At 73.1% G+C, this 23,518-nt stretch carries 17 protein-coding genes; 12 read left to right on the plus strand and 5 right to left on the minus strand.

Translation table 11 applies throughout. The annotated features are described in order from the left end of the window. Positions 1-9 precede the first annotated feature (9 nt). From ACFJGV_RS00585 to folP, 3 genes are all read right to left on the minus strand, one after another. Entirely contained in the window at positions 10-681 is a 672-nt protein-coding gene (locus ACFJGV_RS00585; RefSeq protein ID WP_378146028.1) for a trimeric intracellular cation channel family protein, read from the minus strand. Beyond that, complete coding sequence (locus tag ACFJGV_RS00590) at positions 678-1,415, minus strand: pyrimidine reductase family protein (protein WP_378146029.1); 738 nt, start codon at positions 1,413-1,415, stop codon at positions 678-680. The genes ACFJGV_RS00585 and ACFJGV_RS00590 overlap by 4 nt, the downstream gene beginning before the upstream one ends. 208 nt (positions 1,416-1,623) lie before the next feature. Next, positions 1,624-2,505 carry a dihydropteroate synthase gene (gene folP, locus ACFJGV_RS00595; protein WP_378146031.1) on the minus strand — a complete coding sequence of 294 codons (882 nt, stop codon included), beginning with the start codon at positions 2,503-2,505 and terminating at the stop codon, positions 1,624-1,626. 79 nt (positions 2,506-2,584) lie between these two features. Here folP and ACFJGV_RS00600 point away from each other — a divergent pair, with 79 nt between their 5' ends. Both ACFJGV_RS00600 and ACFJGV_RS00605 read left to right on the plus strand, forming a co-directional pair. Beyond that, positions 2,585-3,490, plus strand: coding sequence for an NUDIX domain-containing protein (locus ACFJGV_RS00600; RefSeq protein WP_378146032.1), 906 nt, complete (start codon positions 2,585-2,587; stop codon positions 3,488-3,490). A 134-nt stretch (positions 3,491-3,624) separates the two neighbouring features. Further along, entirely contained in the window at positions 3,625-4,662 is a 1,038-nt protein-coding gene (locus ACFJGV_RS00605; protein WP_378146034.1) for a DNA-3-methyladenine glycosylase family protein, read from the plus strand. Positions 4,663-4,790: 128 nt separating this feature from the next. On the opposite strand, the gene ACFJGV_RS00610 is transcribed toward ACFJGV_RS00605, so the two are convergent. After that, a complete protein-coding gene (locus ACFJGV_RS00610) occupies positions 4,791-5,945 on the minus strand; it encodes a coiled-coil domain-containing protein (RefSeq protein ID WP_378146036.1) in 1,155 nt (384 codons plus the stop codon). A 72-nt stretch (positions 5,946-6,017) separates the two neighbouring features. Between ACFJGV_RS00610 and ACFJGV_RS00615 the strand changes: the two genes are divergently transcribed. The 3 genes from ACFJGV_RS00615 to ACFJGV_RS00625 all read left to right on the plus strand — a co-directional run bounded on the left by ACFJGV_RS00615 (position 6,018) and on the right by ACFJGV_RS00625 (position 8,487). Beyond that, the gene (locus ACFJGV_RS00615) at positions 6,018-6,515 is read left to right on the plus strand and encodes a hypothetical protein (protein WP_378146037.1); all 498 of its coding nucleotides are present in this window, start codon (positions 6,018-6,020) and stop codon (positions 6,513-6,515) included. 142 nt (positions 6,516-6,657) lie between these two features. After that, positions 6,658-7,212 (plus strand): YceI family protein, encoded by a 555-nt coding sequence (locus ACFJGV_RS00620; RefSeq protein WP_378146039.1) that lies wholly within the window; start codon positions 6,658-6,660, stop codon positions 7,210-7,212. 141 nt (positions 7,213-7,353) lie between these two features. Then, the gene (locus tag ACFJGV_RS00625) at positions 7,354-8,487 is read left to right on the plus strand and encodes a DUF4192 family protein (RefSeq protein WP_378146040.1); all 1,134 of its coding nucleotides are present in this window, start codon (positions 7,354-7,356) and stop codon (positions 8,485-8,487) included. Here ACFJGV_RS00625 and ACFJGV_RS00630 read toward each other — a convergent pair. Continuing rightward, on the minus strand, positions 8,387-9,775 hold the full coding sequence (locus tag ACFJGV_RS00630) for an aspartate aminotransferase family protein (protein ID WP_378146042.1): 1,389 nt from the start codon (positions 9,773-9,775) through the stop codon (positions 8,387-8,389). The two genes, ACFJGV_RS00625 and ACFJGV_RS00630, sit on opposite strands and share 101 nt — an antisense overlap. 88 nt (positions 9,776-9,863) lie before the next feature. Here ACFJGV_RS00630 and ACFJGV_RS00635 point away from each other — a divergent pair, with 88 nt between their 5' ends. From ACFJGV_RS00635 to ACFJGV_RS00665, 7 genes are all read left to right on the plus strand, one after another. Continuing rightward, positions 9,864-10,886 carry an FHA domain-containing protein gene (locus tag ACFJGV_RS00635; protein ID WP_378146043.1) on the plus strand — a complete coding sequence of 341 codons (1,023 nt, stop codon included), beginning with the start codon at positions 9,864-9,866 and terminating at the stop codon, positions 10,884-10,886. Further along, a complete protein-coding gene (locus ACFJGV_RS00640) occupies positions 10,883-11,695 on the plus strand; it encodes a PP2C family protein-serine/threonine phosphatase (RefSeq protein ID WP_378146044.1) in 813 nt (270 codons plus the stop codon). Before ACFJGV_RS00635 ends, ACFJGV_RS00640 begins: the two co-directional genes overlap by 4 nt. Positions 11,696-11,697: 2 nt before the next feature. Further along, a complete protein-coding gene (locus tag ACFJGV_RS00645) occupies positions 11,698-13,107 on the plus strand; it encodes a serine/threonine-protein kinase (RefSeq protein ID WP_378146046.1) in 1,410 nt (469 codons plus the stop codon). After that, the gene (locus ACFJGV_RS00650; RefSeq protein ID WP_378146047.1) at positions 13,104-19,004 is read left to right on the plus strand and encodes an Ig-like domain-containing protein; all 5,901 of its coding nucleotides are present in this window, start codon (positions 13,104-13,106) and stop codon (positions 19,002-19,004) included. The genes ACFJGV_RS00645 and ACFJGV_RS00650 overlap by 4 nt, the downstream gene beginning before the upstream one ends. A 2-nt stretch (positions 19,005-19,006) precedes the next feature. Next, entirely contained in the window at positions 19,007-19,978 is a 972-nt protein-coding gene (locus ACFJGV_RS00655) for an AAA family ATPase (protein ID WP_378146048.1), read from the plus strand. Continuing rightward, complete coding sequence (locus tag ACFJGV_RS00660; protein ID WP_378146050.1) at positions 19,975-21,150, plus strand: DUF58 domain-containing protein; 1,176 nt, start codon at positions 19,975-19,977, stop codon at positions 21,148-21,150. The genes ACFJGV_RS00655 and ACFJGV_RS00660 overlap by 4 nt, the downstream gene beginning before the upstream one ends. Before the next feature lie 155 nt (positions 21,151-21,305). Continuing rightward, positions 21,306-23,510 (plus strand): transglutaminase family protein, encoded by a 2,205-nt coding sequence (locus ACFJGV_RS00665; RefSeq protein ID WP_378146051.1) that lies wholly within the window; start codon positions 21,306-21,308, stop codon positions 23,508-23,510. Positions 23,511-23,518: the final 8 nt, after the last annotated feature.

The raw sequence follows: 23,518 nt of genomic DNA on the forward strand, positions 1-23,518 counted from the left end.
GGGTGCGAGTCAGGGCGTGACGAGGTGGGGGAGCTGCCAGTCCCAGGCGAGGGCGGCGAGGCGGAGGCCCGCGGTGAGGAGGAAGCCGGCGCCCATCGCGGCGATCATGGGGGCGCGCATCCGCCACACCGCCCAGACGCCGAGGGCGCCGACGGCCGCCGCCGAGGCGTAGACGCTCGAGGTGAGCACCGTCGGGACGACGCCGGTGAGCAGGTCGCGGGTGATGCCTCCGCCGACCGCGGTCAGCGTGCCGAGGATGACGGTGACGAGGCCGTTCGAGCCGTGGTCGACCGCCTTCTCCGCTCCCGTGACGGCGAACAGGGCGAGCCCGAGCGCATCCGCCACCGAGATCACGGACTCGGGCAGCACAGCGCCCGACGCCACTCCGCCGAGAGCGAGCGCCGACCCGCCCAGCGCGGCGACCAGCCGCGACGGCGACCGGAACGCGAACGGGGGAGTGTCTCCGAGCAGCAGGTCGCGCAGGATGCCGCCGACGGTGCTCGAGGCGAGGCCCACCACGATGATGCCGAACACGTCGAGCCCGGCCAGCGCGGCCAGGCGTGCCCCCTCGAATGCGAACAGCAGCGTCGCGACGATGTCGGCGACGGTGAACGCCGTCGTGGCGGCGCGGCTGCGGGCCGCCGCCACGCGGGCCACCCGCCCGGTCGAGGGGGCGCTCACGCCCGCACCCACCGCGTGAGGAGCACCGAACCCGCCGCGAGCACATGCTCGAGCCGGAGCGAGGTGGGCGACGCGCTGCCCCGCGCGATCCGTGGGCCGGCCCCGCCCTCGAGCAGCGGCGAGACCGTCAGGCACAGCTCGTCGACCGCACCGGCGTCGATGAAGGCGCCGAACAGCGACGGACCGCCCTCGCAGAGGATCTGGTGGAGGCCCCGCTCGGCGAGGTCGGCGACCACCCGGCCGGGCTCGACCCGCTCCTCACCGGCGACGACGAGGTCGGCGACCTCGGCGAGCCGATCCCTCGCCTCCTGTGGCGAGGTCGCGACGGTGTACACGATCGGACGCTCGGGCGCCTTGGTGAAGAGGTCGTCGGCCGGATCGAGGTCGAGCGAGCCGCTCACCACGGCCATGACCGGATGCGCGGGCAGCCCCGCCGCGTCCCGCCACTCCCGCATGGGGTCGGGTGTGACGAGCGCGCCGTAGCCCTCCTTGCGCACGGTGCCCGCTGCGGCGAGCACGACGTCGGAGAGGCCGCGAAGGGTGTCGAAGACGGCCTTGTCGGCGTCGCCGCCGAGTCCGCCGGAGAGCCCGGAGACGGTCGCCGAGCCGTCGACGCTCGCGATGAAGTTCACGCGCACCGTGGTGCGGCCGCGGACGATCGGTGCGTAGCGGGCCACGATCGCGGCGTGGTCGAGCGCCGACCCGGACGGCTCGAGCGGGACGATGTCGGTCATGGCGGCTCCTGATGGTCGGCGGCGGCGGGACGGGACGGTGGTCTGGACGGGTGAGCGGTCGGGACGGGTGGTCGGCGGCGGTGGGAGGGTGGTCGGCGGCGGCGGCGGCGGCGGCGGTCGGGACGGCGGCGGTCGGGACGGGTGGTCGGCGGTGGTAGGCGGCGGTAGGCGGTGGCGGTGGGTTGGCGGTAGGCGGTGGCGTGGGGCGTCAGACGTTGTGCACGGGGTTCGCGGGTTCGCGCAGCCCCAGCACGGCCTCCATCATGCGAGCGGCGGCGACGGAGGCGCGCACGTCGTGCATCCGCAGGACGCGGGCGCCGAGCATCGCGCACACGGTGGCCGCCACGATCGAGCCCTCGAGCCGCTCCGACTTCGGCGCGTCGATGCTCTCGCCGACGAAGTCCTTGTTCGACACGGCGGCCAGCGTGGGAAGCCCGAGCGAGGTGATCTCGGCCATCCGCCGGGTGAGCTCGAGCGTCTGCACGGTGTTCTTGTTGAGGTCGTGCCCCGGGTCGATGAACAGCCTCGCCTCGGGGATTCCCGCGTCGACCGCCCTCTGCACGCGCTCCTCGAGGAAGCGGCGCACCTCGCCGGCCACGTCGTCGTAGTGGGGCCGCGGGTACTCGGTGCGGGGAGCTGCGAGGCTGTGGGTGAGCACGAGCGAGGCCCCGGATGCGGCGACCACCGCGGCCATGTCGGGGTCGCTGAGCCCGGTGGTGTCGTTGACCACACCCGCGCCGGCCCGGATGCAGGCCTCCGCGACGTCGGCGCGGAAGGTGTCGACCGAGATGACCACGTCGGATCGCGCGGCCACGCGTTCCACCACCGGCAGGACACGGTCGAGCTCCTCCGCGGCCGGGATCTCGGGCCCCGGGGCGAACTTCGCGCCGCCGATGTCGACCCAGTCGGCACCCTGCTCGGCGGCGTCGACCGCGGCCTGCACGGCCGCCTCGAGCGCGAAGGTGGCGCCCTGGTCGAAGAAGGAGTCCGGTGTCCGGTTGACGATCGCCATGACCGCGATGCGCTGCGAGAAGTCGATGGTCCTCCGCCCCATCTGGCGGACGGGGTGGACGAGCGGAGGCAGCTGCATGCGGTCATTCTCGTCGATGCCGGTGTCTCCGCGTGACGGAGGGATGGGGCACCTCACCTCTCCATGAGAGGCTGGGATCATGGTGACCCTGCCGTCAGGCTTCCCACGTGATCCCGGAGACGCCTGGGTGGAGGGTCCCGATGGGCGCCGCTTCTGGGGCCGCTTCGGTGCCGCGGGACTGCTCGTGCATCACCCCCGCGCCGGTGTGCTGCTGCAGCACCGAGCGGAGTGGAGCCACCACGGCGGCACGTGGGGTCTCCCCGGGGGAGCCCGTCACGAGGGCGAGGACGCCGTCGCGGGCGCGCTTCGCGAGGCCCACGAGGAGGCCGGCGTCCCGGTCGACGACCTGCGGCTGGCGTTCAGCTCGGTGCTCGACCTGGGCTTCTGGTCGTACGTCACCGTGGCGGTCGAGGCCGTGGAGCTGTTCGAGCCCACCATCGGCGACGCCGAGAGCCTCGAGCTGCGCTGGGTGCCGGCGGACGAGGTCGAGGCCCTTCCGCTCCATCCCGGGTTCGCCGCCTCGTGGCCGGCGCTCGCGCCGAGGCTGGCGCATCCGTCGACCCTCGTCGTCGACGCCGCGAACGTGGTCGGATCGCGCCCCGACGGCTGGTGGCGCGACCGCCCGGGAGCCGCGGAGCGCCTGCTCGAGCGGCTCGCCCGGCTGGCCGAGCACGGCGTTCCGGCCGAGGTGCTCGGCGGGACGCAGCCGGGCGTGATCTGGGCGCGGATCGTCGTGGTGCTCGAGGGGAAGGCCTCGTCCGCCGCCGATCCCGAGGAGCTCGCCGCACCCCGTTCGAGCGTGCGAGTGGTCCGCGCGCCGGGGTCCGGCGACGACACGATCGTCGAGGTGGCGGCGGCCGAGCCCGGCGCCGTCGTGGTGACGGCCGACCGCGAGCTCGCCGCCCGCGTCGAGGCCGCGGGGGCGCGGGTCGTGGGACCGAGCGTGCTGCTGGGGCTGCTCGACGCGCTCGACTCCGAGGGCTGAGGCTCCGATCGTCGTCCTTCGTCACGGCATGCGGTGAAGCCCCGCCGTTGACGGGTTCGGTTCTCGTCTTCCGTGATGAACGTCGGGCTCATACCGACGCCGGCGTCGTCGGGTTCGCGTAGTCTGCCTGGACCATGACGCTCTCGCTCGATCCAGTCGCCGCGGGCTCGGCCGCCGGCTGCGCAAGCTCGGCCGCCGGCTGCGCAAGCTCGGCCGCCGGCTGCGCAAGCTCGTCCGCGGGCTCCGCGGGCTCCGCGGGCGCGGCCGCGCCGCTCGAGCACGAGTACCGGCCGGCCCACGAGGTCGACCTCCGCGCCACCCTGCTCCCGCACCGCCGAGGCAGGCACGACCCGGCCACCGTCTTCGCCGACGACGGCGTCTGGCTCGCCTTCCGCACCGAGGAGGGTGCCGCGACCGTGCGCCTCACCCGCAGCACCACCGGTATCCGGATGCAGGCGTGGGGCCCCGGAGCCGCATCGGCGCTCGACTCGATCCCCGCCCTGCTCGGGGCCGACGACGACTGGTCCGAGCTCGATGCGGAGGCGCATCCGCTCGTCGCCGAGGCGCGACACCGGTACCCGGGCCTCCGGCTCACCCGGTCGCAGCGCATCGTCGACGCCCTGGCGGCCGCGGTGATCGAGCAGAAGATCACGTCGACCGAGGCGTTCCGCGCCTGGCGGATGCTCGTCACGAAGCACGGCGAACCGGCCCCCGGCCCCGCCCCCGAGCGGATGCGCGTGCCGCCGTCGGCCGAGGGCTGGCACCGCATCCCGTCGTGGGACTGGCATCGCGCCGGGGTCGACCCCCGCCGCTCACGGACCGTCGTCGAGGCGACCGCCCGGGGCGCCGCGCTCCAGCGCCTCGCCGCGCGCGAGGGCGCCGAGGCGCAACGGCTGCTCGAGACGTTCTCGGGCATCGGGGTGTGGACGAGCGCCGAGATCGTGCAGCGCACACACGGCGATCCGGATGCGGTGAGCTTCGGCGACTACCACCTGTCGAAGACGATCGGCTTCGCCCTGGTGGGCGAGGAGCTCGACGACGACGGGCTCGCCGAGCTGCTCGAGCCCTGGGCGGGCCACCGCCAGCGGGTGGTGCGCCTGGTGCTCGCGACCGGGATCGCCCGGCCCCGCCATGGTGCGCGCATCACGATCCAGGATCACCGCGATCACTGACTCGCCGGGCAGCTTCAGCGCAGCGCGTGCGGTCAGCGCGGCGTGCATCCACTCAGCGCAGCGCGTGCGGTCAGCGCGACGCGCATCCACTCAGCGCAGCGCGCGCGGTCAGCGCGGAGCTCGTCCGCTCAGTACCAGTGCGGCGAGCGCGACTGCCACTTCGACCAGGCCGAGCACGGCGTGCCGTAGGCGCGCGAGATGTACGACAGGCCCCAGTTGATCTGCGTGGCGGCGTTGGTCTGCCAGTCCGCTCCGGCGGTCGCCATCTTCGTCGCCGGCAGCGACTGGGGGATGCCGTAGGCGCCGCTCGACTCGTTGAGCGCGTTGGCGCGCCATCCGGACTCGCCGGTCCACAGCGAGACGAGGCAGCTGAACTGGTCGCCACCCCAGCCCCACGCGCCCATCTGGCTGGCGGCGTACGCCTGGGCCTGCGACGGGCTCATGATCGAGTCGCTGCCGGGCACCCACGCCGATCCCGGATCGTCGTCGTATCCGCCCGCCGCGGCCGCGGCGGCGGCAGCGGCCTGCGCATCGGCGACACCCTGCTGGTAGTCCTTCTCGGTCTGGGCGGTGGTGTCCTTGAGGGTCGCGAGCTGCTCGTAGAGCGTGTTGCTGGTCGCCTGCGCCTCGGCGAGCTTCGACTCGGCCGCCACCTGTGCGGCCTGGGCCGACTGCAGCCGTGTCGACGCCTCGTCGGCGAGCTGCGAGCGCTCCGTCTCGGCGACAGACGCCTGCTCGGTGAGCGCCTGCGACGTGTTCTCAGCGGCGACGGCGGCGTCGCGGATGCCCGTGGTGGTCTGCGTCAGCTGGCTCATGGTGCCGAGCTGGTAGAGCAGGTCGTCGCTGCCCGCGGAGCCGTCGAGGAAGAGGGTCATGGTCGAGTCGCCGCCCTGGCGGTACAGGTGCGACACCAGCTGCCCGACCTGCTGCTTGGCCTGTGCCGCCTTGGCCGCGGCCGCGGTGGCCTGCGTCTGCAGCGAGTCGGCCAGGGAGGTCGCGGACTGCAGGTCGGCCTGAGCCTTGAGATACTCCTGCCCGCGGGCGAACGCCTCCTGCTGGAGCTGGGCGGTCTGGCTCTCGAGCCCCGAGATGAGAGAGGTGATGTTGTCGACCTCGGCCTGCTTGGTGGCCTCGTTGGCCTTGGCGGCCTGGACCTCATCCCAGCTGGGGTAGTCGGCACGGGGAGCGCTGGGCTGCACGGCGCCGGCGGCCGCGAACGGGCTCGCGACGAGGGCCGCAGCGACAGCGGCGGCCACTCCGAGTCGGGCGACACGGGCTCTCATGCATTCGATGGTATGTGACGAGAGTGAAAGAAGTAAGAACATCGGCGCGCGTCACTCCACTAGCATCCAGACATGATCGAGGGGATCACCATGGGCTGGAGCGAGTTCGCCGTCGCGTCGGCGGGGGCTGCGGGGGCGCTCGCGGGGCTGCTCATCGTGGCGATCTCGGTGAACATCAAGGAGATCATCGCCGAGGCGGTCCTGCCCGTGCGGGCGGGCGCGACGGTGGCGTCGGTGGTGGCGATCCTGATCGGGTCGCTGCTCGTGCTGCTGCCCGCGCAACCTGCGCCTGTCCTCGGACTCGAGCTGCTGGCCGTGGTGCTGTCCTGCGCCGCCTTCCAGCTGCGCGCGTCGCGGGCGCTCCTCCGCCACGGCGAGCACGGGCCGCGCGGCTCGCTCCCGGCGAAGATCGTGCTCACCCTCGCTCAGCTCGTGCCCTTCCTCCTGGGAGCCCTGCTCGTGTGCGTCGGCCAGCCGTCGGGGATGTACTGGGTCGCCGCGGGCTTCCTCATCATGTTCGTCGTGGCGATCGTGAACGCCTGGGTGCTGATGGTGGAGATCCTGCGCTGAGGACTCCTCCCGGCGAACTCACCGGACGTATTTCCTTCTGTGTCACAGAAAATTTCACCTACAACGGAATAATGATGATTCTGGATGCATTCGCATACATGAGGACGGCCACGTCCCATTCCAGAACACAGGAGGAGACACCATGACCGACACCATCGAGATCCCCGGCTACAAGGCCGGCACCTGGACCGTCGACCCCTCGCACAGCGAGGTGTCCTTCAGCGTCCGTCACCTGCTCATCAGCAAGGTCAAGGGCCACTTCAAGACCTTCAGCGCCACCTTCGTGACCGGTGAGAACCCGCTCGACACCAAGGTCACCGCGACCGCCGACGTCGCCTCGATCGACACCAAGGACGAGAACCGCGACGGCCACCTGCGCACCAACGACTTCTTCGACGCCCCCACCCACCCGCAGCTGACCTTCGTGTCGACCGGCGTGCGCAAGGAGGGCGACGACTGGAAGGTCGACGGCGACCTGACCATCAAGGGCGTCACCAAGCCCGTCACCTTCGACTTCGAGTTCGGCGGCTTCGGCCAGGACGCCTACGGCAACTACAAGGCCGGCTTCGAGGCCACCACGAAGATCAACCGCAACGACTTCGGCGTGAGCTGGAACGCTCCGCTCGAGACCGGTGGCGTTCTCGTCGGCGACGAGGTCACCATCACGCTCGACATCCAGGCGGCTCTCCAGGCCTGAGTCCTGCCACCGCGGCGGTGACCTCGGTCGCCGCCGTTCCGCGAGGCGGCGAATCCTGCACACGCGGGCCCATCGGGGTCTGTGTCCACAGGATCCGCCGCCTTGCTGCATTCCGGGCGTCGGACGGCGACACTCGTCGCCATGACCTCCGCACTCCCGTCTCCTCCCGCCCCCTCTCGTTCCCGAGTCACGCCCGCTCTGCGTCGGCCGGGGGGCGAGCTCCCGCTCCGGATCGAGGGCGAGTTGGGCTATCGGCCCACCGGCAGTCTCGTGCTGGTGGTGGAACGCGGCAGGGGGAGCCTGATGCGCGCCGACCTCCCCACCCCCGGCGGCGATGCGGGCGACGAGCTCGGTCGCGCGCTGGCGGGTCCGCTCGCGCGCGAGCGGTTCGCCGAGCGGGTGGTGCCCGTCGTGTTCGCGCCGGCCTTCGTCGACACCGAGGGCGCGTGGGCTCACGCCGTCACCGCTGAACGCGTCGCGATCCACCTCGGTCGCGCCGGGTTCGTGGTGCTGCCCGGTCTCGTCGTCGCCGGCGAGCAGTGGTCGCCCCTCGACCGCGTTCAGTGGCTCCCGCTCCGGAGCGGTGTCGAGAGCGTGGTCGGTGGCGACGTCTCCGCTGACAGCGCGGCATCGGCCGTGCCGCACCCTGCGCCGCTCGCGCGCCAGAGAGCGGCCTGGGCCGGGCTGGCGGCCGCGACGCCGAGCGCAGTCCTCGCCGTCGGGCGGATGCTCCGGGCACTCGCCCCCGCACCGTCGACCGCGGCCGTCGAGTCGGCTGCGCCGCGGCTGTCCGACGTGGAGCTCGTCGCCGTCGCCCACGCGCTCGACGACGCACTCGTCCGCGATCAGGTCGTGGCGCGGGTGCTCGGCGATCTCCCCGGCTGGTGGCCCGCCGAGAGCTGTCCGCCCCTGGGGCCTGCGGAGCGAGCCCGGCTGACGGAGGCCGTCGTGCTGTTGAGACGGGCGGCGTCGCTCGCTCCGGAGAGCCTCCTGCCGCCGGTGCTCACGGTCGCGGCGCTCTTCGAACAGGCGGTCGGTCGAGCCGCGTGCGCGCGACTGCTGCTGGGAGCCGCCCTGGAGCAGGACCGCGACTACGCGCTCGCAGGTCTCATCGCCCGCCTCGCCGCGGCCGGCCAGAGGCCGCACCCCGACGAGAGGCCGGCGAGCCCGACCGTCACAGCACCTGCCACGCCCGGGTCAGCACGTCGCGGAGGATCTGCTCGATCTCGTCGAACTCCGGCTGTCCGATCGTCAGCGGGGGAGCGAGTTGGATGACGGGGTCGCCACGATCGTCGGCGCGGCAGTACAGACCCGCGTCGAACAGCTCCCGCGAGAGGAACCCGCGCAGCAGCCGCTCCGACTCGTCGGCGTCGAAGGTCTCGCGTGTGGCCTTGTCCTTCACGAGCTCGATGCCGAAGAAGTACCCGTCGCCTCGGACGTCGCCGACGATCGGCAGGTCGTGCAGGCGTTCCAGCGTCGACCGGAAGGCAGGCGACAGCTCCCGCACCCTGCCGTTGAGGTCCTCCTCCTCGAACAGGTCGAGGTTCTCGAGGGCGACCGCGGCCGACACCGGGTGGCCGGCGAAGGTGTATCCGTGAGCGAACGAGGCCTGTCCGGTCGCGAACGGCTCGTAGATGCGCTCGCTGACGATGGTCGCCCCGATGGGGGAGTAGCCGCTCGTCATCGCCTTCGCGCAGGTGATCATGTCGGGCACGTAGTCGTAGGCGTCGCACGCGAACCACTCGCCGATGCGGCCGAAGGCGCAGATCACCTCGTCGCTGACGAGCAGCACGTCGTGGCGGTCGCAGATCTCGCGCACCCGCTGGAAGTAGCCGGGCGGCGGCGGGAAGCACCCGCCGGAGTTCTGCACGGGCTCCAGGAAGACCGCGGCCACCGTGTCGGCACCCTCGAAGAGGATCATCTCCTCGATCCGATCGGCGGCCCACCTCCCGTAGTCGTCGAGAGTGCCGGTGTAACCCGACTCGGACGCCCGGTAGAAGTTCGTGTTCGGCACCCGGAAGCCGCCGGGCGCGACGGGCTCGAAGGGCTGCTTCATGGCCGGGATGCCCGTGATGGCGAGCGCGCCGTGCGGAGTGCCGTGGTAGGCGACGGCCCTCGAGATCACCTTGTGCTTCCCCGGCCGCCCGACCAGGCGCCAGTACTGCTTCGCCAGCTTCAACGCGGTCTCGACGGCTTCCCCGCCACCGGTCGAGAAGAAGACGCGGTTCAGGTCGCCCGGGGCGTAGTGGGCCAGCCTCTCCGCCAGCTCGATGGCCGACGGATGCGCGTACGACCAGATCGGGAAGAACGCCAGCTGTTCCGCCTGACGGGCGGCCGCCTCGGCGAGACGACGTCGGCCGTGCCCGGCGTTGACGACGAACAGCCCCGACAGGCCGTCGATGTACCGCTTGCCCCTCGAGTCCCAGATGTGGTGGCCCTCGCCGCGCACGATGATGGGCACACCCGTCTCCGAGTCGAACGCCGACTGCCGCGCGAAGTGCATCCAGAGGTGGTCGCGCGCCTTCGCGTGGAGGGTCTCGGTGTCGTCGTCGGCCTGGGTCATCTCGTCTCCCGTCGTCTCCCGCGATTCTGCCCGCCGGGCGCGTCGCGCTCAAGCATCTCGCCCCTCGCCGACGGTGTACCGTGGCCGGATGGCGGAGCTGAGGTGCCTCTCCGCGGAGGCGGGATACACGGTGATCGCCGCGCTCCCAGCGGTGGTCCTGCTCCCGGCCGAGGCCGAGGGATCGGTGGTCGACGCGGTGTGGCGGGCCTGTACCGCCGCCGATACCACCCTCGAGCGGGTCGTCTCGAGCATTCCGATGCGTGGCGGGGTCGAGTCGTTCCTCGTGCTCTGGCTGCCCGAGACGTCGACGCATCGCGCGGAGGCATCCGACGGGCGCACCGGGTCGGCGAGGGTGATCGCGGTGGCGCGCGGATCGGCGGCCGCCGACATCCGTTCGCCGGGCGGGGCCCGCCGGTTCGGCTCGGCCGGTGCGCTGCCCTGGCGTATGGCAGAGTTCGACGACGTCGACTCGATCGTGGCGGGCCGGCTGCCTCCGCTGCCGGAGTCGCACCCTGTCGTGCCGCTTCTCGCGCATCCGGTCGGCCGGGTGGTGGTGTCCGCCTCCACCGTCTACTGGACGGCGGACTCGCAGCCGGAGCCGGCGGGCGGGCTCGACGACGAGACGGTCATCACCCGCACGAGGCCACGCCCGGAGACGGCGGTCGTCGAGACCGTGCTCACGGAGGGTCCCCTCGAACGGCCCGTCCGCTTCCGCGTGACGCTGCCCGACGGCGAGCGCGAGCTCGATCGCCCGCTCGTCGTCGGCCGCCGACCGCGGCCGCGGCCGGGGTCGGATCCCGCGTCGCCGGGTACGGTCGAGCTCGTCGCCGTGCCCTCTCCGAGCGGCGTCGTGTCCTCCAGCCACGTGGAGATCGCCCGTGCCGGATCGACCGCCGTGGTCACCGACCTCCGGTCCACCAACGGCACCACCGTCACGCTGGGCGACGGCACCAGGGTCCGTCTCCGCCAGGGCGACTCGGTGGCGGTCGCCGCGTCGGCTAGTGTCGACATCGGCGATGGAGTCATCCTCCGCATCACCCCGATCGATGAGGCGTCGCCGGGGCACACGCCCCCAGACCCTCCGACAGCTTCCCGGGAGTTCACCAGGTGACCCAGATCGGCCGCACCACCGCTCGCGTCAGCGTCACGAAGGACGGCGCGCAGCCCCGGCGGCTCGTGCTGTCGTGGGCGGCACAGACCGACACCGGCAACAAGCGCCAGGTCAACGAGGACAGCGTCATCTCGGGTCTGCCGGTCTTCGCTGTGGCCGACGGCATGGGCGGTCACTCGGCGGGCGACGTGGCCTCCAAGGCCGTCGTCGAGCGTCTCTCCGAGCTCCGCGAGTCGGTGGTCACCCCTCTCCAGATCGAGGCTGCCCTCGACCTCGCGCTCACCGACATCGATCGTGTGGGAGACGAGTCCGCCCTGGGCACCGGCACCACGGTGACGGGCGTCGCGCTCGCCGACGGCGACGAGGGCCTCGAGTGGGTCGTGTTCAACATCGGCGACTCGCGGGTCTACTCCTTCCGCGAGGGGCTGCTCGAGCAGATCACGCGCGACCACTCCGTCGTGCAGGAGCTCATCGACGCGGGCCTCATCACCCCCGACCAGGCGGAGCACCACCCCGACAGCAACGTCATCACCCGCGCGATCGGGTTCCACGAGAAGCCCGTCCCCGACTACGTCACCGTGCCGATCGTGGCGGGCCAGCGGCTCCTGCTCTGCTCCGACGGGCTCACCAAGGAGCTCACCGACTACGGCATCCGGCACTACCTCTCGACCGCGAAGACGGCCGAGAGCGCGGCCTCCGAGCTGGTCGCCGCCTCGCTGGCCAACGGCGGTCGCGACAACGTGACCGTCGTGGTCATCGACGTCGAGTCGGATGAGGCGATGGGCGACGCCGAGCCGCCGCGAGGCTGAGCGTGGCCAGGAGACTCCCGTCGCCACCGCCGACCCTCCCCGGCTTCACCGCCGTGCGGGTGCTCGGCTCCGGTGGATTCGCCGACGTCTACCTCTTCGAGCAGACGATGCCCCGGCGGCAGGTCGCCGTGAAGGTGATGCTCCCCGAGGCCGTCGACGACGCGGTCCGCCGGATGTTCCGGGCGGAGGCCGACCTCATGGCTCGGCTGAGCGCGCATCCGTCGATCCTCACCGTGTACGAGGCCGGGGTCTCGGGCGACGGCCGACCGTATCTGGTGATGGAGCTGTGCTCCTCCTCGCTCGGCCAGCGCTACCGATCGGCGCCGCTCCCCGTCGCCGAGGTGCTGCGCATCGGCGTGAAGATCGCCGGCGCACTGCACACCGCGCACCAGGAGGGCATCCTGCACCGCGACGTGAAGCCGTCGAACATCCTCGTCACGGCCTACGGCGCGCCCGTCCTCTCCGACTTCGGCATCGCCTCCACGACGCGCTCGTCGCACCTCGGTGAGGCCGTCGGGCTCACGATCCCGTGGTCGGCGCCCGAGGTGGTGTCGGAGGAGACGACAGGAACCGTCGCCTCCGAGGTGTGGTCGCTCGGCGCCACGCTCTACTCGCTGCTCGCCGGGCGGTCGCCGTTCGAGGAGCCGGGGCGGAGCCTCCCGCCGGGAGAGCTTGCACGCCGGATCATGCGCGCCAAGCCCGCCCCCCTCGGTCGAGACGACGTGCCCGAGGCACTCGAGCGATGCCTCGTCCGCACCCTGTCGAAGAACCCGGCGTCGCGTCCCGCGTCCGCTCTCGAGCTGCTGCGCGAGCTGCAGTCGATCGAGACGTCCCTCGGGCTGTCGCAGACGGTGGCCGAGGTCGCCGTCGCGGAGTGGGCGACCGACTACTCCCGCGACGTCGACGAACGCACCGCCCTCAGCGCGCCCCAGCCCGCTGCCGCATCCTTGACCTCACGTCGTCGACGTCGCCACGCCACGGCTCCCTCGGTGGGCGCTTCAGCGCACTCGCGGTCGCACGACTCCGACCGCACGCACGTCGCCCAGGGGCGGACGGCACCTCGGTCCCGTCGCGGCCCGCTGCTCCTCGGCGGGGCCGCGCTCGCGGTCGTTGTCCTCGCCGTCGGCGGGGTGCTCCTCGCGCAGCAGGCCGCGCAGCCGGCCATCCCGCGGGTCGGCGAGATCACCTCCCGCGCCGACGGCGACCGGCTCGTGTTCAGCTGGGCGGACCCCGGCCTCTCCTCCCAGGACAGCTACCGCGTCGCCACCCGCGACGGCGTGACCTCGGTGCAGCGCTCCGCCGAGTTCTCCGCCGACGCGACGGCCGGCGGCCGGATCTGCATCTCGGTCACCGTGCTGCGGGCGGGGCGTGCGGGCGAGCCGAGCGCCGAGAAGTGCGCCTCCGCACCATGAGCGGCACGATCGGCTCGGGGCGGATCGCCGGCTGGATCGCGGCGCACCGCTCGACCACGGCGACTCTGGTGAGCGGCGGGACGATCGCGGCGCTCGTCGCCGTGGTGTCCGTCGTCTCGACGGGGTTCGTGGCTCAGCAGGTCGACCTCCACGACGGCACCGTCTGGGTGACGAGCGACACGCATCACGCCGCAGGCCGGGCCAACCCTCTGGTGGGCGAGCTCAACGGCCTGGTGCCGCTCGGGGCGGGTTCTCTCGACGTCGACCAGAGCGGATCCACGGTCGTGGTGGCCGACCGGGGCGACGGTGAAGGGCGTCTGGTCGACACCGCGGCGATGACCGCCGACCAGTCGTTCCCGCTGCCCGCGGGGGAGGCGTCGATTCTGCTGAGCGGCGACAGGGCCATCGTCTGGTCTCCGGAGTCGGGGTCGGCGTGGTCGACGACCGTCGCCGCGCTGCCCGCGTTCGATCCCGATGCCACCGCCGACGTCACGGTCGGCCCGAACGGCGCCATGGCGGCGTGGCAGGGCCGCCTCTCGGCGGTGTCGCCGGCGACCGGCTACGTGTACTCCACGTCAGGCGGCGAGGAGCAGACCTCGACGTCGATCGACCTCGCCGCCGACGCCGACGTCGTGATGACGGCCACCGACGCCGGCTGGGTCGTCTTCGACCGCAGCACCGATCGGTTGATCAGCCCCGCGGGCACGGTCCAGGTCGAGATCGACGACCCGGCGAGCGCCGTCCTCCAGCAGGCCGGCGAGGGCCGCCAGGGCGTGCTCCTCGCCACGCGCACCGCGTTGGTCCGAGTCGATCCGGCGTCGGGGGCGACGACCACGCTGTCGCAGGGGCACGAGGGCACACCCGCCGCCCCGCTGGAGACCGGCGGATGCACCTACGCCGCGTGGTCCGACGGCACGGGGTGGACCGACTGCGGCGCATCCCAGGCAGCAGCCCAGGGCTCCCCGGCCGCGCAGGGTTCCGTGGCCGCTCCCCGCGACACCGCGTTCGAGGGCATGAGCTCCGAGTCGCGCCTGGCGTTCCGCACGAACGGCGACGGGGGAGTGCTGCTGAACGACCGCACGTCCGGTCGCGCCTGGGACGTCACCCGCGACAACGCGGTCATCGACGACTGGGACGACCTGCTCGACACCACCACGAACGACCCGCAGCAGGACGACAGGGTGACCGACGCGCCCGAGACTCCCGATCCCGTGCAGCAGCCCCCGGTCGCGGTCGATGACGACCTCGGGGCGAGGGCGGGCCGAGCCCAGGTGCTGCCGGTGCTGCTCAACGACTACGACGTGAACGGCGACGTCCTCGTCATCGACGACGTCACGGTCCCCGACGGCGTCGACTGGCGGGTCGACATCATCGACGACGGCCAGCAGCTGCAGCTCACGCTGCCGTCCACGTCCACCGGTACGCTCGCCTTCGGGTACGGGATCTCCGACGGCCGGGGCGGGACGGCCAGGGCGACGGCCACCGTCACCGTGCGCGCCCCCGGGGAGAACTCGCCGCCCGTGCAGGTGCGCCGGACGACCCTCGACGTGGCGCTCGGCGCCCGGGCCACGACCGACATCCGCGGCGACTGGTACGACCCCGACGGCGACCCGTTCTACCTCGCCTCGGCGGGGACGCCGCCGCCCGACTCGGTCACGTTCCGACCCGAGGGGCAGGTGACCTACCTCGACTCCGGCACGTCGACCGGCGCCCGTGACATCTCCCTGGTCGTCAGCGACGGTCTCGCCACCACCGCGGGCACGATCCCGGTGGTCGTGCACGATCCCGCCGACGTGGCCCTCGTCGCCGAGGGCTTCGTCGTGCCGCTGCACGTCGGCGTCGAGGAGACGATCGAGCCCCTCACGCACATCAGGGGAGGGTCGGATGCGCTCCGCCTCACCTCGGTGGGGGTGCGCGACGGCGTCGCGGTCGACGCCGACTACGTCAAGGGCTCGGTGCGTCTCACCGCCTCGTCCGCCGGCACCTTCCTGCTCGACTACTCGGTGGCCGACGGCGCACGGACCGCCACGGGCACGATCCGACTCCAGGTCACCGCGCTGCCCGACGCGAACAGCGCTCCGGTCACCGTGCCCCACGCGTCGTACGTGCGCCAGGGCAGCAGCGTCGAGGTCGACGTCCTCGCCGGCGACTACGACCCGGCCGGCGCGGTGCTCATCGTCACGTCGGCGGGTCCCGCTCCCGATCCCGCGGTGCAGGTGGAGGTCCTCGAGCAGCGCATCATCCGGGTGACCCTCACCGGTCCGCTCACGGCGGGATCGGTGTCGTTCCCGTACACGGTGAGCAACGGGCTCGCCTCCACCATCGGCTCGGTCACCGTCGTCGAGGTGACGCCGCCGGCCATCCGGCAGCCCCCGGTCGCGGTGGCCGACATCGCGTCCGTGCGCGTCGGCGACGTCGTCGACATCCCCGTGCTCGACAACGACAGTCAGCCCGACGGCGACCAGCTCACGCTGCACCCCGATCTCGCCCGGCCGCTGTCGGCCGGCTCGGGCCTGCTCTTCGTCTCCGGTTCGGTGCTCCGCTACCTCGCCCCCTCGACGCCGGGCGAGTACACCGCGGAGTACCGCGTCGACGCCCCCGACGGGCAGTGGGCGACGGCTCAGGTGACCATCCGCGTGCGCGAGTCGGATGCGGCGTCGAACTCCGCGCCCGTTCCCGCCCGCATCACGGCGCGGGTGCTGGCGGGCGAGACCGTCCGCATCCCTATCCCGCTCACCGGCATCGATCCCGACGGCGACTCCGTCCAGTTCGCCGGGGTCGACTCGACGCCCCAGAAGGGGACGATCGTCGCCACGGGTGCGTCATGGATCGACTACACGGCGGGCGACTACTCCGCGGGCACCGACTCGTTCGGCTACACCGTGGTCGACGGCCTCGGCGCGAGGGCGAGCGGCACCATCCGCGTCGGGATCTCGCCGCGAGCAGACGGCGCGCGCTCGCCGGTCGCCACGCCCGACGCGGTCGCGGTGCGGCCGGGGCGCACGGTGCTCGTGCCCGTGCTCACCAACGACTCCGATCCCGACGGCAGCCCGCTGAGCCTCGTCCGTGTCTCGGCGCAGGACGGCGCGGCCACCGCCTCCGTGTCGGGCGACCTCGTGGTGATCTCGGCACCGACGACCCCCGGACGGTACGGCTTCGTCTACGACATCGAGAACCAGCGCGGCGGCACGAGCTCCACGTTCGTCACCGCCGACGTCACGCCGGACGCACCCCTCGCCCGGCCCGTCGTGTCCGACACCGTGCTGACCCTCGACGACATCGCGGGCCGCGACACCGTCGACGTCGACGTGCTGGCTAACGTCTTCTTCGCGGAGGGGCCGGCGACGCAGCTGGGTCTGAGCGTCGGCGACGGCTACGGGTCCGCGGCGTCGGTCACGTCCGATCATCGTCTCCGCGTCGACGTGCGAGAGCAGCGGCAGATCATCCCGTTCACGGTCGCACACCCCGACGATCCGTCGATCACCGCATCCGGCTTCGTCTGGGTGCCCGGCACACGCGACGCCCTCCCGCAGCTGCGCTCCGGAGCGCCGGCGCTCGTCGTCCAGAGCGGGGCCGAGCTGCGCATCCCGCTCGCCGAGCAGGTGGTGGTCGCCGGCGGCGGCAGCCCGCGCATCACCGACCCGAACACGGTCCGCGCCACCCACGCCGACGGATCGTCGCTGGTGTCCGGCGACGCGACCCTCGTGTACCGCAGCGCGGCCGACTACTTCGGCCCCGCCTCGATCTCCTTCGAGGTCGCCGACGGCACGGGGCCGGATGCGCGGCGCGCGACGCTCGTGCTCCCCATCACGGTCAGGCCCGCCACCAACCAGCCGCCCGTCTTCGACGGCGCGGTGATCGAGTTCGAACCCGGCCAGCAGAAGACCATCGACCTCACGAAGCTGACGACCTACCCGTATCCGGGCGCCGGCAACCTGCTGAGCTACCGCGTGCTGGGCGACGCCCCGCCCGGCTTCGGCTACTCCCTCTCCGGCACGACCCTGACGATGACGGCCGACCCGTCGGCCCGGCGAGGAGCCGCGGGTTCGCTCTCGATCGGCGTGGCCGACAAGCAGAGCGAGGGGCGCTCGGGCCGCATCGACGTGTCGGTCGTCGCCTCGACCCGACCGCTGGCGGTGCTCGGCGCCGACTCCGTGATCGCGCCGCGCGGCGGCACCACGACGGTCGACGTGCTGGCCAACGATCGGGCGGGCAACCCGTTCCCCGACGTGCCCCTCCAGGTCGTCGCCGTCCGGGGCACCGACTCCGCCGCGCTCCCGCCGGGTGTCTCGGTGGCGACGTCGCCCGACAGGGCCTCGCTCTCGGTCGCGGTGGCGGGCGACGCCGCTCCCGGCGACCTGACCCTGCAGTACCAGGTGGCCGATGCGACGCAGGATCCGTCCCGGTTCGTCTGGAGCACGGTGCGCGTGTCGATCCAGGACCGTCCTGCCCCGGTCACCGGTCTCGTGGTCACGGGCTTCGCAGACCGCGAGGTCGACGTGTCGTTCGCCCCCGGGGCGGCCAACAACTCGCCGATCTCCGGGTTCGTCGCCACCGCGACCACGTCGTCGGGTGCGTCGGTCTCGACCACCTGCGCCACCACCCGGTGCGCCGTGCGCACCCCGGGGAACGGATCGGCGTCCGCCGTCCGGATCTCGGTCTCCGCGCAGAACGGCATCGGCCTGTCCGACCCGACGACGCTCGGTCCGCTCGTCTGGTCCGACGTGCTCCCCGGCCCGCCGAGCGCGCTCGTGCTCACGCCGGGAGACGGCTCGATCGCGGCCTCGTGGAACCCCGCCGTCGTGCCCGGGGGCGGCTCGCCGGTCTCGGCCTACGAGGTGAGGGTCGACGGACGGCTCGCGCAGACCCTGGCGGCGTGCGCGTCCGCCTGCAGCACCACCCTCGGCGGGGTGCCCAACGGGGTGTCGACGACCGTCACCGTGACGGCCAAGAACGACGCGTATCCGGCGCTGGCGGTCTGGTCCGGCAGCGAGGTGAGCGCCACCACCACCCCCTTCGGTCCTCCGATCGCGGCGAGCGTGTCGGCCGGCGCGGAGACGGGCGCCGCCGGGCGCGACGTCGTCGTGGGCTGGTCGGGCTTCGGTGACAACGGCAACCCGGTGACGGGCTACGTCGTCCAGCTCCTGCGCGGCGGCACGGGTGTGCCGCAGGGGGCGCAGGCGTGCTCGGTCTCGAACGGACGCGTGTCGCTGCCGACCGTGGGCGGCGACGTGCTCGCTCAGCAGCAGAGCGGTGCTCCGGGCTCGGTGCGCTTCGCCTCGCTCGACTCGTCGAGCGCCGACTACTCGGTCGTCGTGTGGGGCTGGAACGCGGCCGGATGCACGCCCTCGGCCGTGCAGACCGTGTCGGTGTACCCGCGGCCGGGTGTCCCCTCGGCCTCCACGACCATGGTGCAGGACGGATCGACGCGCGACGCCTACGTCACCGTGTCGGGCGACGGGTCGCGCTTCCGCATCCAGCGCGTCGATGCCTCGGGCGCCCCCGTCGGCGACCCGGCCGACTTCTCGGGCGCGGGCTTCCCGCGCACCCTCATCGGCGGCGCGTTCGGCGAGGTGCTGCGCTTCCGCCTGCAGGCCTGCTCGGTCTGGTCGACGGTGCAGCTGTGTGGCGACTGGTCGGGGCCGTTCGCCGCCCCCGAGCCGTCGCTGACCTTCGACCTCGACCCCGATCCGCAGCTCATCGGCGACACCTTCTCCTGGGTCAACCCGCCCGCCAACGGCTCACTCGCCGCCACCTTCCTCTGCGGCCGCAGCGGGTCGACGGCGACCGCGGCCGCGGCCGGCACGACCTGCACCGCGCCGCCGGGTGTCGGAGCACCCTGGCTCGAGGTCACCGTGGCCGGGCACTCGTACACCGTCTCCGGATCGAAGGGATGAGCATGACCATGACACCCGAGCAGGCCACGCGGTTCGCCGACGTGTTCGCCCGTCTGGCGGCGAACGTCGAACAGGCGCTGCAGGGCAAGCCCCACGTCGTCCGGCTCTCCCTCGTCGCCCTGCTCTCGGAGGGTCACCTGCTGCTGGAGGACGCGCCGGGCACGGGCAAGACGTCGTTGGCGCGCGCGATCGCCGAGAGCGTGCGGGGCACCTCGAGCCGCATCCAATTCACGCCCGACCTCCTGCCCGGTGACATCACGGGGGTCTCGGTGTACGACCAGAGCGCGCGCGCCTTCGAGTTCCGGCCGGGGCCGGTGTTCGCCACCGTGCTGCTGGCCGACGAGATCAACCGCGCCTCCCCGAAGACGCAGTCCGCGTTGCTCGAGGTCATGGAGGAGGGGCGCGTCACGGTCGACGGCCGGTCGCATCCGGTGGGCGACCCGTTCATGGTCATCGCCACGCAGAACCCCGTCGAGCAGGCAGGCACCTACCGGCTCCCCGAGGCGCAGCTCGATCGCTTCCTCATCAAGACCTCGATCGGCTATCCCGACCACGCCACGACCCTCCGCATCCTGGAGGGCTCGATCGAGCGCGCCCACTCGACCACCCTGCCCGCCATCATCACGAGCGAGGGGGTGACGGTGCTCGCCGCCGAGGCGCGCACCGCGCACGTCGACCCGTCGATCAACGACTACATCGTGCGGCTGGTGCAGGCCACGCGCGACGCGCCCGAGACGCGGCTCGGCGCGAGCGTGCGTGCCGCTCTCGCCCTGTCGCGCGCCGCGCGGACGTACGCCGCCTCCTCCGGGCGCCACTACGTCGTGCCCGACGACGTGAAGTCGTTGGCTGAGCCGGTGCTGGCCCATCGGCTCCTGCTCGATCCGGAGGCGGAGTTCGACGGCGTCTCCGCGTCGAGCCTCATCGGGCAGCTGCTGCTCGAGGTGGCCCCACCTGGAGAGCCGACGGCCGCATGAGAAGGCTCCCGGTCGCGGTCTCCGCCGGGGGATGGGCGGTGCTCGTCGGCGGGCTCGCCGGTCTCGTCGCGGGTCTGCTGCTGGGTTGGACCGAGCTCGTCGTGATCGGCACCGCGTGTCTCGTGCTGGCGCTCGTCTGCGCGCTCCTGCTGCTGGGGCGGCGTGCCGGACGGATGGAGATCTCGGTCGCCGAGCGGCACGTGGTCGCGGGCGCGCACGCGACGGTGTCCGTGACGGTGCACAACACGACCTCGCGGCGGCTCCGCGCGACCGAGGCCGAGCTGCCGGTCGGCGAGCGGATCGAGTCGCTCGCGCTCCCGGGTGTGCCCGCGGGGGGCGACGCCGCCGCCTCGGTGGTGGTGCAGACCCTCCGACGCGGCGTGCTGAGGCTGGGGCCGGTACGGGTGGTCCGCCGCGATCCGCTCGGGCTGGCGCGTCGAGAGGTGTCACGGTCGGATGCACGTGACCTGTACGTGCATCCGCAGACCGTCGACCTCGCCGTGGCGTCGACCGGTCTGCTCCGCGACCTCGAGGGGCTCGCGTCGCACGACCTCACCGACAGCGACATGGCGTTCCACACCCTGCGCGAGTATGTCCCCGGCGACGACCGCCGTCACATCCACTGGCGGAGCACGGCGAAGACCGGCTCGTTCATGGTGCGGCAGTTCGAGCAGACCCGGCGCAGCCACCTCGTGGTCGCGCTGTCGACGCGCCCCGGCGACTACGCGAGCGAGGAGGAGTTCGAGCTCGCGGTGAGCATCGCCGCCTCGATCGGCGTGCGGGCCGTCCGCGACGCCACGACGGTGAGCGTGCTCGCCTCGACCGGATCGGCGCGGACCGTGTCGCTCACGGTGCGCACGCCGCGCGACCTGCTCGACGATCTCAGCGTCGTCCATCCGGTCTCCGGTGCGCCCGGACCGGCGCGGATCACGCGGGGGATCGCCGAGTCGGGGAGCGGGGCATCCGTCGTGCTCCTGGTCTGCGGGTCCACGGTCACCACCCGCGACCTGCGGTCGGCCGCCGCCGCGCTGCCGCCCGAGGTCGAGGTGGTCGGGCTCGTGGCCGATCCGGAGGCGAACGCCTCGATCGTGCCGTTCGACGGCATCCGCGTCGCTCGCATCGGCTACCTCGATGACCTCGTGCGCGCCCTCGCGCGGATGGCGGCGACGTGACCGTGCTCCGGCCCTCAGGCGCGGGCTCGTCGCGCCGTGGCACATCCCCTCCGACCGCGACAGCCGCGACCGCGTCGGGCGCGTTTCCGTCCTCGCCGCGCGCTCCGTCACGATCGTCGTCGTCTCAGGCCCGGCGGCACGTCACCGCGCTGCTCGTGCTGGTGCTCGTGGCGATCGGCGCCGCCGCGTGGTGGCCGGTGTACGCCGCCCCCTCGTTCCTGCTCTGCGCGGGTTGCGCCCTCGTCGCCGGTGCCGTCGTGGCGGCCGTGGGAGCGGCGGCGCGATGGCGCCCGCACATCGTGCTGCTCGCCGTCGTGGGTGCCTGGCTCGTGCTGGGTGTGCCGCTCGCCGTACCGACGCGGGCGCTCTGGGGCATGCTGCCCACGCCGCAGGGGCTTCTCGACCTGATCACGGGCACGGCCACCGGCTGGCGAGCGCTGCTCACGATCGCGCCGCCCGTGGGCGACTTCCAGGCGCTCCTCGTCCCGGTCTTCGTCCTCGTCCTCGCCTCCGCCGCGTCGGCGGTGTCGCTCGCCCTCCGCTCGACGCGACCGGTCGTCGCCCTGCTCCCGCCCGTCGTCGTCCTCGTCGCCGGGCTCGCGTTCGGCGACGGCGATGCGCTGGCGCCGCTCGCCCTCGGCGGGGCTTTCGCCCTCGTGGCGCTGCTCGCCCTCGCGATGCAGGGGAGCGGATCGGTGAGCCGCGTCCTGCTGGCCGGGGTGCTGGTGCTCGCGACGGTGGCGGCCGGCGTCGGCGCGGGCGCCCTGGTCGCGGGGGGACCGCGGGCGACTGTGCGCGACGCGGTGCCGCAACCGTTCGACCCAAGCCGCCTCGACAGCCCGCTGAGCGGGTTCCGTGCCGATGTCGCCGGTCCGGGGGCGGACGAGGTGCGCCTCCACGTGCCGTCGTCGTTGGCGGGCAGGCTCGTGTCGATCGCGAGGATGGACGACTACGACGGCGTGGTCTACCGGGTCGGGAGCCCCACTGACGCGGCGACGCTGTTCTCGCGGGTCCCCGGGACGATCGCCCCCGCGGGCCCGGCTGAAAGCGAGTACTCGATCACCGTCGACGCTGAGACCGGCGTCTGGGTGCCGCTCCCCGGCGCTCCGTCGACGCTGGAGTTCGGCGACGGCACATCGGACGCGGGGGTCCCCGCCACCGACCCTGCGGCGGTCGATCCGCAGGATCGGCTCTACTACAGCCCGGCCCTCGAGACCGCGGCCGTGAGCACCGGGCTGGAGGCGGGCACGTCCTACCGCGTCGACTCGACCCTGATCGACGAGGTCGCCGAGCCCACCGACCTCGCCCCGGGAGGGGCGGCGGTGCCGTCCACAGCGGCGCCGTCGGAGGTGGCCTCCTGGGCGGCCGACCACGCGGATGCGGGCGCCACCTCCGGCGAGCGGCTGGCGTCGGTGGTCGACGCGCTCCGCCAGGGCTACGTGAGCCACGGGCAGGCGGGCGAGCCGTTCAGCCGATCCGGGCACGGAGCGGATCGGATCGCCGAGCTCCTCACCGCCACACCGATGCTCGGCGACGACGAGCAGTACGCGGTCGCCGGGGCTCTCCTGGCGCAGCAGGCGGGGTTCCCGTCCCGGGTGGCCATCGGCTACCGGATCCCGCAGGGCGACGGCCGGGCCGACTCGATCGGGGTCGCCGGCCGCGACACGGTCGCGTGGGTCGAGGTCCTCGACGCGCAGCGCGGCTGGGTCGCGATCGACGTGACGCCGCTGCCGCGTCCCGTCCCCGACGACGCCGATCAGCAGCAGTCGACGACCGTGCAGCCGCCTCGTGTGGTGCCGCCGAGCTCGAGCGACGAGAACGTCCCGCCCGACACGACGACCAGCCAGCCCACCGACCGCGACGAGCCGCAGCGGGATGCGCTCGTCGAGCTGCTGTGGGCGATCGCGGCGTGGACCGGCCTCAGCCTGGCCGTGCTCGCGGTGCTGCTCGCCCCGTTCCTCGCCGTCGTCGCGGCGAAGAGGGTGCGCCGGTCGCGTCGGCGCCGACGGGGTGGACCGCGCGACAGGGCCGCCGGCGCGTGGTCCGAGATCCGCGATGCCGGGGTGGATGCGCGGGTCCTCACCCGACGCGAGCCGTCGTCTCGTGCGGCGACCCGCAGCGAGACGGCTGCGGAGCTCGGCAGCCCCGGCGCCCTCGACGTCGCCGCGCTCGTCGACCGCGCCCAGTTCGCCCCCGACCTCCCCGCCACCGACGACCTCGACCGTATCTGGGCGCAGGTCGACGAGGAGCGGAGGCGGATCGTCCGCACGGGCGGCCGGTGGCCCCGGCTGCGGGCGGCGATCTCGCTCCGATCGTTGCGCACGTATCATGGCAAGGGCGGAAGGCGGACGAGCGAGTGAAGTGCAGG

Origin of the sequence: Cnuibacter sp. UC19_7, assembly GCF_042699995.1 — a bacterium.
Classification (GTDB): Bacteria; Actinomycetota; Actinomycetes; order Actinomycetales; family Microbacteriaceae; genus Cnuibacter.

Bases quoted from the DNA above. Each gene is read 5' to 3' on its own strand.
- ACFJGV_RS00590 (WP_378146029.1), bottom strand. From the start codon at position 1,415: ATGACCGACATCGTCCCGCTCGAGCCGTCCGGGTCGGCGCTCGACCAC.
- folP (WP_378146031.1), bottom strand. From the start codon at position 2,505: ATGCAGCTGCCTCCGCTCGTCCACCCCGTCCGCCAGATGGGGCGGAGG.
- ACFJGV_RS00600 (WP_378146032.1), top strand. From the start codon at position 2,585: ATGGTGACCCTGCCGTCAGGCTTCCCACGTGATCCCGGAGACGCCTGG.
- ACFJGV_RS00605 (WP_378146034.1), top strand. From the start codon at position 3,625: ATGACGCTCTCGCTCGATCCAGTCGCCGCGGGCTCGGCCGCCGGCTGC.
- ACFJGV_RS00610 (WP_378146036.1), bottom strand. From the start codon at position 5,945: ATGAGAGCCCGTGTCGCCCGACTCGGAGTGGCCGCCGCTGTCGCTGCG.
- ACFJGV_RS00615 (WP_378146037.1), top strand. From the start codon at position 6,018: ATGATCGAGGGGATCACCATGGGCTGGAGCGAGTTCGCCGTCGCGTCG.
- ACFJGV_RS00620 (WP_378146039.1), top strand. From the start codon at position 6,658: ATGACCGACACCATCGAGATCCCCGGCTACAAGGCCGGCACCTGGACC.
- ACFJGV_RS00625 (WP_378146040.1), top strand. From the start codon at position 7,354: ATGACCTCCGCACTCCCGTCTCCTCCCGCCCCCTCTCGTTCCCGAGTC.
- ACFJGV_RS00630 (WP_378146042.1), bottom strand. From the start codon at position 9,775: ATGACCCAGGCCGACGACGACACCGAGACCCTCCACGCGAAGGCGCGC.
- ACFJGV_RS00635 (WP_378146043.1), top strand. From the start codon at position 9,864: ATGGCGGAGCTGAGGTGCCTCTCCGCGGAGGCGGGATACACGGTGATC.
- ACFJGV_RS00650 (WP_378146047.1), top strand. From the start codon at position 13,104: ATGAGCGGCACGATCGGCTCGGGGCGGATCGCCGGCTGGATCGCGGCG.
- ACFJGV_RS00655 (WP_378146048.1), top strand. From the start codon at position 19,007: ATGACCATGACACCCGAGCAGGCCACGCGGTTCGCCGACGTGTTCGCC.
- ACFJGV_RS00660 (WP_378146050.1), top strand. From the start codon at position 19,975: ATGAGAAGGCTCCCGGTCGCGGTCTCCGCCGGGGGATGGGCGGTGCTC.